This window comes from Oryzomicrobium sp. (assembly GCF_036820405.1).
Taxonomy (GTDB): Bacteria; Pseudomonadota; Gammaproteobacteria; order Burkholderiales; family Rhodocyclaceae; genus Oryzomicrobium.
Genome location: NZ_DAISLS010000002.1, coordinates 169,061 through 183,161, shown reverse-complemented (window position 1 = coordinate 183,161; position 14,101 = coordinate 169,061). Strand labels below are relative to the sequence as shown.

Sequence of the window (14,101 nt, the reverse complement as noted above, 5' to 3'; positions counted from 1 at the left end):
TTCTTGCCAGGAGCACCGCCGTGGCCCAACCGTTCCGTTCCCTCAGGAAGGGCCTGCTGGCTCTGGCCCTGCTGCTCACCGCCGTTCCCGGCCTGGCACTGGACGTGGGCAAGCCGGCGCCGGACCTGGAGATCGTCCTGGCCGACGGCAAGTCCTTCAAGCTTTCCGAGGCCCGGGGCGAGGTGGTGGTGATCAACCTCTGGGCCACCTGGTGCGAGTTCTGCCGCGAGGAAATGCCGGCCCTGGAGAGCTACTACCGGCGCCACAAGGCCGAGGGCCTGCGCCTGGTGGCGGTGAGCATGGACGACGCGGGGGCGGACGCCCTGGCCCGGGAGGTGATGCGGGCCTACAGCTACCCCATGGGCGTCGGGCGGCAGAGCAACCTGCGCGGGCTGGGCCGCATCTGGCGGCTGCCGATGACCTTCGTGGTGGACCGCCGCGGCATCCTGCGCCGCGACGGCAGCGAGGGCGAGCCTCGGGTCGATCTGCAATCCCTGGAGCGGGAAGTCACTCCCCTGTTGTCAGAGAGCGCCTCCCGCTGATCTGGGTCAGAAGGCGAAGCGCGCGCCCACCGACAGGGTGTAGCGCGGCGTCAGCTGCACGCCCCGCACGTACTGGTACACCGGCAGCTGGACGAAGCCGTAGACCGAAGCCTGCTTGGTGACGGGCACCACCACCCCGGGGCTCAGATACACCAGGGTGCCGCCGGTGCTGGTCTGGTCGGCGCTGGCTCCCCGGTCGTGCTCAACGTAGCGCGTGTTGAGCTGAAGCTGCGGCATGGCCGCGGCGTACCCCATGTAGCGCACTCCCACGTTCAGGTTGTAGCCGGTGCCCGGCCGGTAGTCGTCCTTGCTGTTGAGGGCGGTCTGCACCATGGCCTGGGCGAAGTAATCCCAGTTGCGGCTCAGGCTGTCGAAGAAGTAGGCCCCCAGGATGGCGTCGGTGGTGCCGGTGCCGGGCTGCAGGCCCCGGTCGATGGGGGCGCCGTCCCCGGGATTGGTCGGGTCCGTGGAAATGCCGGTCTTGGTGTAGTTGCCGGTGGGCAGCTTGAGGCCGAACAGGATTCCCACGTTGTGCTGGGGCGTGAAGCCCTGGTAGCGGCCGATCACCTTCACGTCGCCCAGGCTGGACGTCTTCGAGTCGTAGGCCCCGCCCGCCGGGGCGCTGCCGTTCGAGTTGGTGCCGAGGGTCTGGTGGCTGCGGTCGATGTAGGGCAGCTGGACGTTGATCCCCCAGTCGGCGTTGAAGGCATAGTCCAGGCCCAGGGTCAGGTAGTTGTTGCGAGTGTATTTCTCCACTTCCTGGGGCTGGCCCTGGGACGTGGTCCGCTGGCTGGCGTCGGCGGCGGAAATCCGGCCGCTGCCGTGGCGCAGCTCGTTCTGGTTCAGGTAGTCGTAGCGCAGGTCCACCTTGAGGCCCGGCTGGTTGGTGAAGCCCTGGCTTTCCCAGTCCGAACTCAGGGTGCAGCCGCAACTGGCGCAGGCCTGGACTGCGCCGGCAGCGGTGGCAAGGGCGAGGGTGGCCAGGGTCTGGCTGAGCGAAGTCATGCGTGGCTTGAACATGGCGGTGGTACCGAGGTGAAAGAACACCCGGCAGTCTAGCCGGGGGGCGCTTTGCCATTCCTGCGGCAATCCGCCGCACTCCGGCATGGCCGCCGGACCGGAGGGTGCGGCGCCAGGACGCGCGGCATTAGGTCTCTTTTCGCCTTCCGGTGGGCGCAACAGAATGCGCTCGCCTGCCCGGCCGCCCGGGCCGGGGGGGCAACCGGTCCTCCGGCCGGCGGCGGGGCGTCCGTCCAGGAGCCGCCAACGCCATGAACCCGCCACGTCCGCTACCGTCCCCTTCCTCCCCGTCCTCGCCTGTGCCCGCATCCGGCTTCCGCCGCGGGCTGGGGGGGCACCTGGCGGCGCTTCTGGTGCTCAAGGCGGTCCTGTTGTTCCTGCTCTGGACTTGTTGCATCGCGCCGTACCGCGTCCATGTCGACGCGCCGCACATGGCCGAGCGCATTGCCGGGGCCCCTGCAAACCAATCCATGAGAGATACCCGCCATGATCGATCCGATGGTCGTTGATTTGTCGCGGCTGCAATTTGCCGCGACAGCGATGTACCACTTCCTGTTCGTCCCGCTGACCCTGGGGCTGTCCTGGCTGCTGGTGGTGATGGAAGCGGCCTATGTGATGACCGGGAAGGATGTCTACCGGGACATGACCAAGTTCTGGGGCAAGCTTTACGGCATCAACTTCGCCCTGGGCGTCACCACCGGCATCACCATGGAGTTCCAGTTCGGCACCAACTGGGCCTACTACTCCCATTACGTGGGCGATATCTTCGGCGCCCCCCTGGCCATCGAGGGGCTGATGGCGTTCTTCCTCGAATCGACCATGGTCGGCCTGTTCTTCTTCGGCTGGAACCGGCTGTCGAAGGTCGGGCACTTCTCCGTCACCCTGTTGATGGCCCTGGGCACCAACCTTTCCGCCGTGCTCATCCTGATCGCCAACGGCTGGATGCAGGACCCGGTGGGGGCCGCCTTCAACCCGGTGACGATGCGCATGGAGCTGGTGGATTTCGCCGCCCTGGTGTTCAACCCGGTGGCCCAGTCCAAGTTCGTGCATACCGTGGCGGCGGGCTATGTCACCGGTTCGCTGTTCGTTCTGGGCATTTCGTCTTGGTACCTGCTCAAGGGGCTGCACGTGGACTTTGCCCGGCGCTCGTTCCGCATCGCTGCGGCGTTCGGCCTGGCCGGCTGCCTGTCGGTGATCGTGCTCGGCGACGAATCGGGCTATGCCGTGTCCGAGTCGCAGAAGTCCAAGCTGGCGGCGATCGAGGCCATGTGGGAAACGGAGCCCGCCCCGGCCGGCTTCAACCTGCTGGCCTGGCCCAACGACGCGCGCCAAGCCAACGACTGGGAGGTGCGCATTCCCTATGCCCTGGGGTTGATCGCCACCCGCTCGGTAAGCAAGACCCTGCCAGGGATCAAGGAGATCCGGGCGGCCAACCGGGAGCGCATCGAGTCCGGCCGCCTGGCCGTCCTGGCCCTGGAAGCCTGGCGCAAGAATCCGGGCGATCTGGAGGCCAAGGCGCGCTTCCAGGCCCATGAGAAGGACATGGGCTACGGACTGTTGCTCAAGAAGTACACGGAGGACCTGACCCAGGTCACCCCGACCATGCTGGATCAAGCCGCCCACGATTCCGTTCCCCGGGTGGCGCCCCTGTTCTGGACCTTCCGCCTGATGGTGGCCCTGGGCTTTGCCATGCTCGCCCTGGTGGCTCTGGCGTTCTGGCACGGCATGAAGGGCACTTTCCAGGACAAGCCCTGGCTGTTGCGCTGGGCCCTCTGGTTCATTCCGGCGCCGTGGATCGCCATCCAGTCCGGCTGGTTCGTCGCCGAGTACGGCCGCCAGCCGTGGACGGTGTTCGGCATGCTGCCCACCCATCTGTCTGCTTCCAGCCTGTCCGCCGCCAGCCTGTACGGCTCGATCTCCGGCTTCGTCGGCTTCTACACCGTGCTGCTGGTCGCCGAGATGTTCCTGATGTTCAAGTACGCCCGTCTTGGCCCCGACGCCCTGAAGGCGGCTCCCGCTCCCGCCGACACCCAGGCCGTGCCGGCCCATTCCTGAGGAGGACGATGCAATGCTGTTCGATTACCTGACCCTGAAGCTCATCTGGTGGCTGCTGGTCGGCGTGCTGCTCATCGGCTTTGCCATCATGGACGGCCACGACATGGGCGTGGGCATCCTGCTGCCCATCCTCGGCAAGGACGACACCGACCGCCGGGTGATGATCAACACCGTGGCCCCCCACTGGGACGGCAACCAGGTGTGGTTCATCACCGCCGGCGGCGCCATCTTCGCCGCCTGGCCCTTCGTTTATGCCACCGCTTTTTCCGGCATGTACTGGGCCCTGCTGCTGGTGTTGTTCGCCCTGTTCTTCCGCCCCGTCGGCTTCGAGTACCGTTCCAAACTGCCTAACCCGGGCTGGCGCCGCTCATGGGACTGGGGCCTGTTCGCCGGCAGCGCGGTACCGGCCCTGGTGTTCGGCGTGGCCTTCGGCAACCTCTTCCAGGGGGTGCCCTTCCACCTGGACGAGACCATGCGCTCCTTTTACACCGGCAGCTTCTGGGCGCTGCTCAACCCCTTCGCATTGCTCTGCGGCGTGGTGAGCCTGTCCTTGCTGGCCTTGCAGGGCGCTACCTTCCTCGCCCACCGTACCGACGGGGCGCTTCAGGCTCGGGCCCGGAGCGCCGGGCTGGTGGCGGCCACCGTGTTGCTGCTGTCCTTCTCGGCTGGCGGGCTGTGGGTATCGCACCTCGACGGCTACGTGATCCGGTCGATTCCGGACGTGGGCGGCGCCCTCAACCCGCTGATGAAGGAAGTGGGCCGGGAGACCGGCGCCTGGTTCGCCAACTACCGCGCCCATGCCGCGCTCTGGCTGGTGCCCGCCGTGGCCTACGCCGGGGCGCTGTTGGCCATGGCCGGGTTGGACCTGGGCAAGACCCTGCTGGCGTTCATCGCCTCGTCCCTGTCCTGCCTGGCGGTGATTTTGACCGCCGGCGTGGCCTTGTTCCCCTTCGTCCTGCCGTCCTCCTCCATGCCCAAGGCCAGCCTTACCGCCTGGGACGCCACGTCCAGCTACGTCACCCTGAACGTGATGCTCTACGTGGCCCTGATCTTCACACCCATCGTGCTGGCCTACACCGGCTGGGCCTACCGGGTGATGGCCGGCAAGGTGACCCGGGATTACGTGGCCGCCAACGACAAGGCCCTTTACTGACCGCAACGAAGGAGTTTCGCCATGTGGTATTTCGCCTGGATCCTGGGCCTTGGCTTGGCCGTCCTGCTCGCCCTGGTCAATGCCCTCTGGTTCGAAGCCCAGGAGCAGCGCCGCAAGGGCTGACGCCGGATTCTTACCTTGATTTGACCTGAACCAGGAACGGGCCGCAGTGCGGCCCGTTCCGCATGGAACTGCGACGTTGTGTCACTCCCTGTCGCCAGGCTGGCTGGGCATGATCCGCCCTTTACAAAAAAGACAGGGAGCTGACATGACGTTGCGTTTGTCGCGGGTTTCCGCGGCCGTTGCCGCCGCTTTGGCGGCGCCGTTGGCCGTTTGGGCCGCGCCGGCCGCCGATGAGCCGGTGCTTTCCCCCGTGGTGGTGACCGCCCCCCAGGAAGAAGCCCCCCTCAAGGTGGTGACCGATCCCAAGCAGCCGCGCCAGCCGATCCCGGCCCACGACGGCGCCGATTTCCTCAAGACCATTCCCGGTTTCTCCGAGATCCGCAAGGGCGGCACCGACGGCGATCCGGTGTTCCGCGGCATGTCCGGCTCGCGCCTGGGCATCCTGCTCGACGGCCAGGAAATCTACGGCGGCTGCGGCGGGCGCATGGACCCGCCCACGGCCTACGTCTATCCCGAATCCTATGACCGGGTCACCGTCCTCAAAGGGCCCCAGACCGTCCGCTACGGTGCCGGCATGAGCGCCGCGGTGGTGCTGTTCGAGCGCGACATCGCCCGCTTCCGCGATCCCGGCGTGAAATTCAATGGCAGCCTGACCGTCGGCAGCTTCGGCCGCCGCGACGAGGTGGCCGACCTGCGCGCCGGCAGCCAGGATTTCTACGTCCAGGCCAGCGGCACCCACGCCCACGCCGACAACTACAAGGACGGGGACGGCAAGGAGGTGAATTCCCGCTACACCCGCTGGAACGCCAGCGGCGCCGTGGGCTGGACCCCGGACAACGACACCCGCCTCGAACTGTCGATGGCCCAGAGCGATGGCCGCGCCGCCTACGCCGACCGGACCATGGACGGTTCCAAGTTCGCCCGGGAGAACCTGGCATTGCGCTTCGAGAAGGCACGCCTGTCGTCCCTGGTGCAGAAGGTCGAGGCGCTGGCCTACTACAACCACATCGACCACGTGATGGACAACTATTCCCTGCGGCCCCAGCCCGCCGCTGGAAAGTTCGCCGCCATGAACCCGGATCGGACCACCACCGGTGGCCGCTTCGCCATCACCCTGACGCCGCTCGAGTCCCTCGAAGTGGTGCTGGGGGCCGACGGCAAGAGCGATCAGCACCGCATCCGCAGCGCCATGATGAAGGCCAATGCTGATGCCGCCACTGCCTTCTACGAAGGCCTGCCGTACAAGCAGGACATGCGCTTCGGCCAGTTCGGCCTGTTTTCCGAGGCGACCTATCACCTTGCTCCCGCCCAGCGGATCGTCGGTGGTCTGCGGGTGGACTGGCACGAGGCCAAGGACAGTCGGCCCAACATGTATAGCCCTGCCACCAGCCCGACCAACACCACCCTGGGCAAGGAAGACCGCAAGACCCTGGGCAGCGGCTTCCTGCGCTATGAGCAGGATTTGCAGAACTTTGCCGGTCGCGGCACCTACTACGTGGGCCTGGGCCATGTGGAGCGCTTCGCCGACTACTGGGAGCGCCTGGAAAAGGATCAGGACACGGGCAAGAGCGTCTTCCTGTCCCTGCGTCCGGAAAAAACTACCCAGCTCGATGCCGGCGTGAACTGGAAGGGCGCGGATTGGAACGCTTCCGTGTCCGGCTTTGCCGCCAAGATCAACGACTACCTGCTGATCAACTGGGACAAGGGCCTCACCCGCAACGTGGATGCCACCACCCTGGGCGGCGAGGCCGAGGCTGGCTACCAGTTGGCGCCCAACTGGAAGACCCAGGGCACCCTGGCCTACGTCTGGGGGCGCAACGACACCGACGGCAAGCCCCTGGCCCAGCAACCGCCCCTGGAGTTCCGCTGGTCCCTGCTCTACGACAACAACACCTACTCCTTCGGCGCCCTGTGGCGGGTCGTGGCGGCCCAGCACCGCTACGACCTGGGGTCCGGCAACATCGTCATGAACGGCAAGGACATCGGCCCCTCAGGCGGCTTCAGCGTGTTTTCCCTGAACGCCGGGTGGAAACCGCACAAGACCACTCTGGTCACCGCTGGGGTGGACAACCTGTTCAACCGCACCTATGCCGAGTTCCTGTCCCGTACCGGCAGCAGCCTGCCCGGCTTCGTCTTCCCGCCCAATACCCGCATCAACGAACCGGGCCGGACCTTCTGGCTGAAGGCCCAGATCGCCTTGTAAGCCCGTCTCCGGCGGATGCCGGGGATTGCCGGTCGGCGCGGCGGACAAACGGGTATACTTGTCCGCCAACCCATTTTTTCGGGCGCCCGGCCCCCGCCCTGCGGCGGGGGCCGGGCGCCTGTCTTAGATCGAACGGCAACCCCGGCCCCGCCGGGGCGCCCTGGACGGAGACCGCCCGCATGGCATCCCTCAACAAAGTCATCCTCATCGGCAACCTGGGTGCCGATCCCGAATCCCGCTATCTGCCCAACGGTGACGCCGTGGCCAACCTGCGCCTGGCCACCACCGACACCTACAAGGACAAGGCCTCCGGCGAGCGCCGCGAAGTGACCGAGTGGCACCGGGTGGTGATGTTCCGCCGCCTGGCCGAGATCGCCACCCAGTACCTGAAGAAGGGTAGCCAGATCTACATCGAAGGCCGCATCAAGACCCGCAAGTGGCAGGACCAGAGCGGCCAGGAGCGCTACACCACCGAAATCGAAGCCACCGAGATGAAGATGCTCGGCGGCCGCCGCGACAGCGCCGGCGGCGGCGACTACGGCAACGACAGCTACGGCGGCGGCGACGACTATTCCCAGGCTCCGGCGCCGGCGCCCCGTGCTTCCGGCGGCGGCGCTCCCCGCGCCCCGGCCAAGGCCGATCCGTTCACCATGGACGACGACATTCCGTTCTAATCCCGACCTAGTTATTCCTGTTTGGAATTGAAGACCCCGGTTACCGACGTAATCGGGGTCTTGTCTTTTGGACTGCGGCCCATGCCGCTTCCCCCGCATTTTAGGAAGGCAACACCATGAGCCACTTCAAGCCCGTCGACCTCGCCCATGCCAGCCGGCTCATCAACCACGGCCCCACCGTGCTGGTCACCAGCCGCCACGGCGAGCGGCGCAACGTGATGGCGGCGGCCTGGTCGATGCCGGTGGAGTTCACCCCGCCGCGCATTGCCGTGGTGGTGGACAAGCACACCTTCACCCGGGAACTGATGCAGGCCAGCGGCACCTTCGGCCTGTGCATCCCCGGCGCCGCCCTGGTGGATCTGACCTATGCCGTGGGCAGCGTCAGCGGCCGCGACCTGGACAAGTTCGCCCGCTTCGCAATTTCCGCCAGGGACGGGGCGGCCACCGGCGTTCCCCTGATCGAATCGGGTTGCGCCGCCTGGCTCGAATGCCGGCTGATCCCCGAACCCCATACCGAAACCGCCTACGACACCTGCTTCGCCGAGGTGGTGGCCGCGGCGGCGGACAGCCGCGTTTTTGCCGGTGGTCACTGGAATTTCGATGCCGGCAATGCCGATCTGCACACCATCCATCACCTGGGTGCCGGCAATTTCGTGTGTGCCGGCGACGTGCTCAAGGCGAAGGGCCTGTCGGGCGCCTGACCGGCCTATTGCGCCGGCCCCGCTAGGGCAGGGGCGGCGCGTCGGGGGACGGGGCCAGGCCGAATTCCTCCCGGCAGCAGTCCAGCCAGGCCCGGGCGGCCCGGGACAGGTAGCCCTGGCGCCAGACCAGCCCCAGTTCCCAGACCAGGGCCGGGGAGGCCAGGGGGCGGCAGTCCACCCGGGCCGGGTCGAAGCGCCCGGCCACGTGGGCGGGCAGGATCGCCACCCCCACGTCGGCCCCCACCAGGTCGCCGATGAAGTCCCAGTAGCGGCTCTGGGCGGCGATCTCCGGCGTGAAGCCGGCGGCTCGGCAGCCGTCGGCGATGAGCCGGGGCAGGGCGAAGTCGTCCTCGTACATGACGAAGGGCAGGCCGGCCAGTTCGGCCAGGGCCACCGGCCCCGGGTGGGCCGGCGCCCGGGCGCGGGGAAAGAGCGCCACCACGCTCTGCCGGGCCACCGAGAGCTGGGCTAGTTGGGTGGCCAGTTCCGGCCGGCCCAGGGGCAGCAGGGTGACGCCGATGTCCAGGTCGCCTTCGGCCACCCCCGCTTCCAGGGCCCGGGCGCCCTGTTCGCGCAGGCGCAGGGTGACGCCGGGATGGCGGCGCCGGTAGGCGCCGATCACCGGGGCGAAGTAGGGGCCGGCGGTGGGGGGAATGCCCACGGTCAGCTCGCCCCGGGCCAGGCCCTCCACGTCGGCCACGTCGCGGCGCAGCCGGCCCACCTCGGCGAGCACCGCCCGGCCCCGCTCCAGCACCACCCGGCCGGCGTCGGTGAGTTGCAGGCGGCGGCCGTCGCGGATCAGCAGGGGGCCGCCCAGCTCGTCCTCCAGGGCCCGCACCATCTTGCTGATGGTGGGCTGGGTGACGTGCAGGGCTTCCGCCGCCCGGGTGAAGCTTTGCTGTTCGACCACTTCGACGAAGTAGCGCAGGGCGCGCACGTCCATGTTGCATTCCGAATTTGAATCGATTCGATGATTATTATTCATTTCACGCATCGATGGTGGCTGCCTACACTGGCGGCATCCTGATCCCGCGTGCAGGCCACGCCGCTTCGATGCCCCGTTCTTCCGCCGCTAAGGCGCCCAAAACCGTCACCGCCTCCGCCTCCGCCTCCGCCGTTTCCACGGCGACTCCCCCCGCCGACCTTCCGCCGCTGCGCCGCCTTGGGGCGGTCCTGGCCCAGGTGGGCCTGCTGTGCGGCCTGTGGCTGGCCGCCGAGTCCCTGCGCCGCCATTTCGCCCTGCCCGTGCCGGCGGGACTGCTCGGCTTCCTGGCCTTGGCCGCCGGGTTGTTCACCGGCCTGGTGCGGGTGCACTGGCTGCGCCACGGCGCCAACTGGCTGCTCGGCGAGATGGTGCTGTTCTTCGTCCCGGCCATGCTGGTGGTGACCCAGTATCCGGACCTGGTGCGCCACGACGGCTGGCGCATCGCCCTGGTGATCGGCCTGAGCACGGTGCTGGTGATGGCCGCCACCGCCCTGGCGGTGGATCGGGTGCACCGGCTGGAGGTGTGGCTGGCGCGCCGCCGCGGTCCCCGCGGGAGCCGGGCATGAGCGACGCCCTGCTGGCCGCCCTGTCGTTCGCCGCCACGGTGGGGCTGTACTACGCCAACAAACACCTCTACGCCCGGCGGCACCACCCCTTGCTGATGCCGCTGCTGGCCACTCCCGTGCTGTTGCTGCTGCTGGTGCTGGGGGCGGGCATTCCCTACCGGGACTACATTGCCGACACCCGCTGGCTGATCTGGTTGCTCGGCCCGGCCACCATCGCCTTCGCCCTGCCCATGTACGACCACCGGGCCATGCTGCGCCGCCACGGCCTGTCGATCGCCGCCGGGGTGGTGGTGGCCAGCGCCACCTCCATCGTCAGTTCGGTGTGGCTGGCCCGGGCCCTGGGCCTGTCGCCCCTGCTGCAAAAGGGGCTGGCAGTGCGTTCGGTGACCACGCCCTTCGCCGTGGAAGCGGCCCGCAGCCTGGGCGGCCCCCCCGATCTGGCGGCCCTGTTCGTGCTGATGACCGGGGTCACCGGCATGTTGGTGGGCGAGGCGGTGCTGGCCTGGCTACCCATGGTGCGCAGCCGCCTGGCCCAGGGCGCCGTGTTCGGCGGCGCCGCCCATGGCGGCGGCACGGCCAAGGCGCGCCAGCTGGGCGAGGTCCAGGGTGTGGTGGCGGCTCTGGTGATGATGATCGCCGGTGCCGCCAACGTGGCTGCGGCGCCCCTCATCCGCCGCCTGTTTTTCTAGGGGCGGGATGGCGCCGGACCCGGCTTGGCCGGGCGGTTACAATGGACGTTTGTACCTTGCACTTTCCGACACGCCCATGGCCGACGTTCCTTCCTCACGCCCCGAGCATTCCCCCCTGGGCAAGGCGGTCACCTACCGGGCCACCTACGCCCCCGAGCTGCTCTTCCCCATCTCCCGAGACGACAAGCGCCGCGAGATCGGCGTCGATCCGCAACACCTGCCCTTTTTCGGCGCCGACCTGTGGAACGGCTACGAACTGTCCTGGCTCAACCCCCGGGGCAAGCCGGTTGTGGCCCTGGCTACCTTCGTGGTGCCGGCCGAGTCGCCCCGGTTGATCGAATCCAAGTCGTTCAAGCTCTACCTCAATTCCTTCAACCAGACACCCTTCGCCGACGCTGCGGCCGTGCGCGCCGTGCTCGAACGAGATCTCTCCGCCGCCGCCGGGGCGCCGGTGGCGGTGACCGTGGCGCCGCTCAACGAGCGCCCGGCGCGGCAGGCGGGCTACCCGGCGGGCATTCTGCTCGACGACCTGGACGTGGCCTGCGACGCCTACCAGCCGGCCCCGGAGTTGCTGTCCGCCGACGCCGGGGCCGCGCCGGTGGAGGAAACCCTGGTTTCCCACCTGCTCAAGTCCAACTGCCTGGTCACCGGCCAGCCCGACTGGGGCACGGTGGTGGTGCGCTACCGGGGCGCGCCCATCGACCGGGCCGGGCTGCTGCGCTACATCGTGTCGTTCCGCAACCACAACGAATTCCACGAGCAGTGCGTCGAACGCATCTATGTGGACCTGATGGCCCGCTGCCGGCCCGACTATCTGTCGGTGCACGCCCGCTACACCCGCCGCGGTGGTCTGGACATCAACCCGTGGCGCGCCAGCGCCCCGGGGGAGATGCCGGCCAACCTGGGCGAAGTGCGGCAATAAGGTTTGGTCGTGCCGTCGGCCCCTTGGTCCATTACGCCATCAATCCGGCCGATTCCGTTTCGCGCCGCCTTATTCCCCAGCGGAATAACGAGCGAATCCCTTGTTCTCAGGTCCGGCGCCGCTTTGCGCTAAGGTAGCGCCGTTCACTTTCAGGAGCCCGTCATGGCCCGTATCGCCAACAACGTCGCCGAGCTGGTCGGCAATACCCCCCTGGTCAAGCTCAACCGCCTCACCGCCGGCCTGGCCGCCACCGTGGTGGTCAAGCTGGAGTTCATGAACCCGGGCCACAGCGTCAAGGACCGCATTGCCGTGGCCATGCTCGACGCCGCTGAAAAGGCCGGCAAGATCGGCCCCGACACCATCGTCATCGAGCCCACCTCGGGCAACACCGGCATCGGCCTGGCCATGGTCTGCGCCGCCCGGGGCATCAAGAGCGCCTTCGTCATGCCCGAGACCATGAGCCGGGAGCGCAAGCTGCTGCTCAAGGCCTACGGCGCCGAGCTGATCCTCACCCCGGGGCCGGAAGGCATGGGCGGGGCGATCAAGAAAGCCCAGGAGCTGGCGGCGTCCGATTCCCGCTACTTCATTCCCCAGCAGTTCGAGAACCCGGCCAACCCGGAAGTCCACCGCACCACCACCGCCGAGGAAGTGTGGCGCGACACCGACGGCGCCGTGGACATCTTCGTCGCTGGCGTGGGCACCGGCGGCACCGTCACCGGTGTGGGCGAAGTGCTCAAGGCGCGCAAGCCTTCGGTGCGGGTGGTGGCGGTGGAACCCGACGCCTCTCCGGTGCTCTCCGGCGGCCAGAAGGGCCCGCATCCGATCCAGGGCATTGGCGCCGGCTTCGTCCCGGCGGTGCTCAACACCCATGTTTACGACGCCGTGGCCCGGGTCAAGAACGAGGATGCCTTCGTCACCGCCCGCCGCCTGGCCAAGGAAGAGGGCCTGCTGGTGGGCATCTCCTCCGGCGCCGCCGTGTGGGCCGCCCTGGAAGAGGCGAAGAAGCCCGAGAACGCCGGCAAGCTGATCGTGGCCGTGGTGCCGTCCTTCGGCGAGCGCTACCTTTCCACCGCCCTGTTCGCCGACCTGGAAGTCTGAGGGGGGCTGTCGTGAGCACCGCCTTCGATTTCTCCACCGCTCCCGACCGGCGCGGCAGCGATTCGGTCAAGTGGAACCGCCCCTGGCCCCGAGCCAAGGGTGGCGAATTCGAAGGCAACGTGCTGCCCCTGTGGGTGGCGGACATGGACTTCGCCGCTCCGGAACCGGTGGTCGAGGCCATCCGCCTCCGCCTGGAACACCCGGTGTTCGGCTACGGCCACCCGGGGCACGGCCTCACCGCCGCGGTCACCGGCTTTCTCGCCCGCCACTACGGCTGGGAGGTGGCCCCGGACTGGCTGGTGTGGCTGCCCGGGGTGGTGTCCGGCTTCAACGTCGGCTGCCGCCTGATGGGGGAAGAGGGCGACGGCGTGGTGGTGCCCGCCCCGGTCTATCCGCCCTTTTTCGCCGCCCCCGGCCATGGCGGCCGGCACCTGCTGCGCACCGACCTGGTCGAGCGGGCCACTCCTGCCGGCCTGGAGTGGGGCTGGGACTGGCCGGCCCTGGACACCCTGCTTGCCGATCCACAGCAGCGCGCCGCCGGCCTGTTGCTCTGCCATCCCCACAACCCGGTGGGCCGGGCCTGGCGCCGCGACGAGCTGGAGGCCCTGGCCGAGCGGGTGCTGCGCCACGACCTGGTGGTGGTGTCCGACGACATCCACGCCGACCTGCAACTGGTGTCCGGCGCCCGTCACCTGCCCCTGGTGCGGGCCGTGCCGGAACTGGCCAGCCGTACCGTCACCCTGTTCGCGCCGTCCAAGACCTTCAACATCCCCGGCCTGTACTGCGCCTTCGCCGTGATCCCCGACGCCGGCCTGCGCCAGCGCTTTCGCGCCGCCGCCCGGGGCTTCGTGCCCGAGCCTAACCTGCTCGGCCTGGCGGCCACCGAAGTCGCCTACCGGGATTGCGACGACTGGCTGGCGGCCCTGCTCGCCACCCTGCGCGGCAACGCCGACCGGCTGGTGGCGGCGGTGGCCGGGCTGCCCGGCGTCGCCATGGCCCGGCCCGAGGCCACCTACCTGGGCTGGCTCGACTGTCGCGGCCTCCAGGCCCGCCTGCCCCAAGGCCAAGACCCGGCGGCCTTCTTCGAGGCCCATGGCCTGGGATTGAGCAATGGCGCGGACTTTGGCCTGCCTGGTTTCGTGCGCCTCAATTTCGGCTGCCCGCCGGCCAGGCTCGATGTCGCCCTGGCGCGCCTGGTGGGGGGCGTGACGGGCCTGATGGACGGCCATGTGGATGGGCATTTGGACGGCCATTCGGGCGCCCGTTCCCCGGCCTGAGGCCGGTTCCTTTTTCACCCGCTTTCCCCGGCGTTGGGGCAGGATGTTGGCTTTACGCCACACAGCACGGCCTTTGTGACTTTTTTCACGCTG

Annotated in this window: 15 protein-coding genes; 13 read left to right on the top strand and 2 right to left on the bottom strand. The window is 68.5% G+C overall.

The features are described from left to right. Positions 1–20 precede the first annotated feature (20 nt). Positions 21–542: a TlpA disulfide reductase family protein gene (locus V7Z98_RS02345; RefSeq protein ID WP_334156844.1), complete on the top strand. Its 522-nt coding sequence runs from the start codon at positions 21–23 to the stop codon at positions 540–542. 6 nt (positions 543–548) lie between these two features. Here the strand turns inward: V7Z98_RS02345 and V7Z98_RS02340 are convergent, their stop codons facing one another. Further along, complete coding sequence (locus tag V7Z98_RS02340) at positions 549–1,547, bottom strand: hypothetical protein (protein ID WP_334156843.1); 999 nt, start codon at positions 1,545–1,547, stop codon at positions 549–551. A gap of 266 nt (positions 1,548–1,813) precedes the next feature. On the opposite strand from V7Z98_RS02340, the gene cydP reads away from it, so the two are divergent. The 7 genes from cydP (at position 1,814) to V7Z98_RS02310 (ending at position 8,471) form a co-directional block, all read left to right on the top strand. After that, the gene (gene cydP, locus V7Z98_RS17820; protein ID WP_442951799.1) at positions 1,814–2,071 is read left to right on the top strand and encodes a cytochrome oxidase putative small subunit CydP; all 258 of its coding nucleotides are present in this window, start codon (positions 1,814–1,816) and stop codon (positions 2,069–2,071) included. Then, a complete protein-coding gene (locus V7Z98_RS02335; RefSeq protein ID WP_334156842.1) occupies positions 2,049–3,617 on the top strand; it encodes a cytochrome ubiquinol oxidase subunit I in 1,569 nt (522 codons plus the stop codon). The genes cydP and V7Z98_RS02335 overlap by 23 nt, the downstream gene beginning before the upstream one ends. Positions 3,618–3,630: 13 nt before the next feature. Beyond that, complete coding sequence (gene cydB, locus V7Z98_RS02330; protein ID WP_334156841.1) at positions 3,631–4,770, top strand: cytochrome d ubiquinol oxidase subunit II; 1,140 nt, start codon at positions 3,631–3,633, stop codon at positions 4,768–4,770. Positions 4,771–4,791: 21 nt separating this feature from the next. Beyond that, entirely contained in the window at positions 4,792–4,893 is a 102-nt protein-coding gene (cydX, locus tag V7Z98_RS02325; protein ID WP_293259453.1) for a cytochrome bd-I oxidase subunit CydX, read from the top strand. A 238-nt stretch (positions 4,894–5,131) separates the two neighbouring features. Further along, the gene (locus V7Z98_RS02320; RefSeq protein WP_293259455.1) at positions 5,132–7,096 is read left to right on the top strand and encodes a TonB-dependent copper receptor; all 1,965 of its coding nucleotides are present in this window, start codon (positions 5,132–5,134) and stop codon (positions 7,094–7,096) included. Between the two features lie 179 nt (positions 7,097–7,275). Then, a complete protein-coding gene (gene ssb / locus V7Z98_RS02315; RefSeq protein WP_293259458.1) occupies positions 7,276–7,770 on the top strand; it encodes a single-stranded DNA-binding protein in 495 nt (164 codons plus the stop codon). Between the two features lie 116 nt (positions 7,771–7,886). Beyond that, positions 7,887–8,471, top strand: a complete 585-nt coding sequence (locus tag V7Z98_RS02310) for a flavin reductase family protein (protein ID WP_334156840.1) — start codon at positions 7,887–7,889, stop codon at positions 8,469–8,471. Positions 8,472–8,493: 22 nt separating this feature from the next. Here the strand turns inward: V7Z98_RS02310 and V7Z98_RS02305 are convergent, their stop codons facing one another. Then, positions 8,494–9,414, bottom strand: coding sequence for a LysR substrate-binding domain-containing protein (locus tag V7Z98_RS02305; protein ID WP_334156839.1), 921 nt, complete (start codon positions 9,412–9,414; stop codon positions 8,494–8,496). Between the two features lie 110 nt (positions 9,415–9,524). Here V7Z98_RS02305 and V7Z98_RS02300 point away from each other — a divergent pair, with 110 nt between their 5' ends. From V7Z98_RS02300 to V7Z98_RS02280, 5 genes are all read left to right on the top strand, one after another. After that, a complete protein-coding gene (locus tag V7Z98_RS02300) occupies positions 9,525–10,022 on the top strand; it encodes a CidA/LrgA family protein (protein ID WP_334156838.1) in 498 nt (165 codons plus the stop codon). Then, positions 10,019–10,711: an LrgB family protein gene (locus V7Z98_RS02295; RefSeq protein WP_334156837.1), complete on the top strand. Its 693-nt coding sequence runs from the start codon at positions 10,019–10,021 to the stop codon at positions 10,709–10,711. The genes V7Z98_RS02300 and V7Z98_RS02295 overlap by 4 nt, the downstream gene beginning before the upstream one ends. A 76-nt stretch (positions 10,712–10,787) precedes the next feature. Next, entirely contained in the window at positions 10,788–11,633 is an 846-nt protein-coding gene (gene queF, locus V7Z98_RS02290; RefSeq protein WP_334156836.1) for an NADPH-dependent 7-cyano-7-deazaguanine reductase QueF, read from the top strand. Between the two features lie 162 nt (positions 11,634–11,795). Then, entirely contained in the window at positions 11,796–12,731 is a 936-nt protein-coding gene (gene cysK / locus V7Z98_RS02285; protein ID WP_293259476.1) for a cysteine synthase A, read from the top strand. Between the two features lie 11 nt (positions 12,732–12,742). Continuing rightward, positions 12,743–14,008, top strand: coding sequence for a MalY/PatB family protein (locus V7Z98_RS02280; protein ID WP_334156835.1), 1,266 nt, complete (start codon positions 12,743–12,745; stop codon positions 14,006–14,008). Positions 14,009–14,101 lie beyond the last annotated feature (93 nt).

What these genes read in the sequence shown, in the direction of transcription:
- cysK (WP_293259476.1), top strand. Translation starts at nt 11,796, where the DNA reads ATGGCCCGTATCGCCAACAACGTCGCCGAGCTGGTCGGCAATACCCCC.
- cydX (WP_293259453.1), top strand. Translation starts at nt 4,792, where the DNA reads ATGTGGTATTTCGCCTGGATCCTGGGCCTTGGCTTGGCCGTCCTGCTC.
- queF (WP_334156836.1), top strand. Translation starts at nt 10,788, where the DNA reads ATGGCCGACGTTCCTTCCTCACGCCCCGAGCATTCCCCCCTGGGCAAG.
- V7Z98_RS02340 (WP_334156843.1), bottom strand. Translation starts at nt 1,547, where the DNA reads ATGACTTCGCTCAGCCAGACCCTGGCCACCCTCGCCCTTGCCACCGCT.
- V7Z98_RS02310 (WP_334156840.1), top strand. Translation starts at nt 7,887, where the DNA reads ATGAGCCACTTCAAGCCCGTCGACCTCGCCCATGCCAGCCGGCTCATC.
- V7Z98_RS02300 (WP_334156838.1), top strand. Translation starts at nt 9,525, where the DNA reads ATGCCCCGTTCTTCCGCCGCTAAGGCGCCCAAAACCGTCACCGCCTCC.
- cydB (WP_334156841.1), top strand. Translation starts at nt 3,631, where the DNA reads ATGCTGTTCGATTACCTGACCCTGAAGCTCATCTGGTGGCTGCTGGTC.
- V7Z98_RS02295 (WP_334156837.1), top strand. Translation starts at nt 10,019, where the DNA reads ATGAGCGACGCCCTGCTGGCCGCCCTGTCGTTCGCCGCCACGGTGGGG.
- V7Z98_RS02335 (WP_334156842.1), top strand. Translation starts at nt 2,049, where the DNA reads ATGATCGATCCGATGGTCGTTGATTTGTCGCGGCTGCAATTTGCCGCG.
- cydP (WP_442951799.1), top strand. Translation starts at nt 1,814, where the DNA reads ATGAACCCGCCACGTCCGCTACCGTCCCCTTCCTCCCCGTCCTCGCCT.
- ssb (WP_293259458.1), top strand. Translation starts at nt 7,276, where the DNA reads ATGGCATCCCTCAACAAAGTCATCCTCATCGGCAACCTGGGTGCCGAT.
- V7Z98_RS02305 (WP_334156839.1), bottom strand. Translation starts at nt 9,414, where the DNA reads ATGGACGTGCGCGCCCTGCGCTACTTCGTCGAAGTGGTCGAACAGCAA.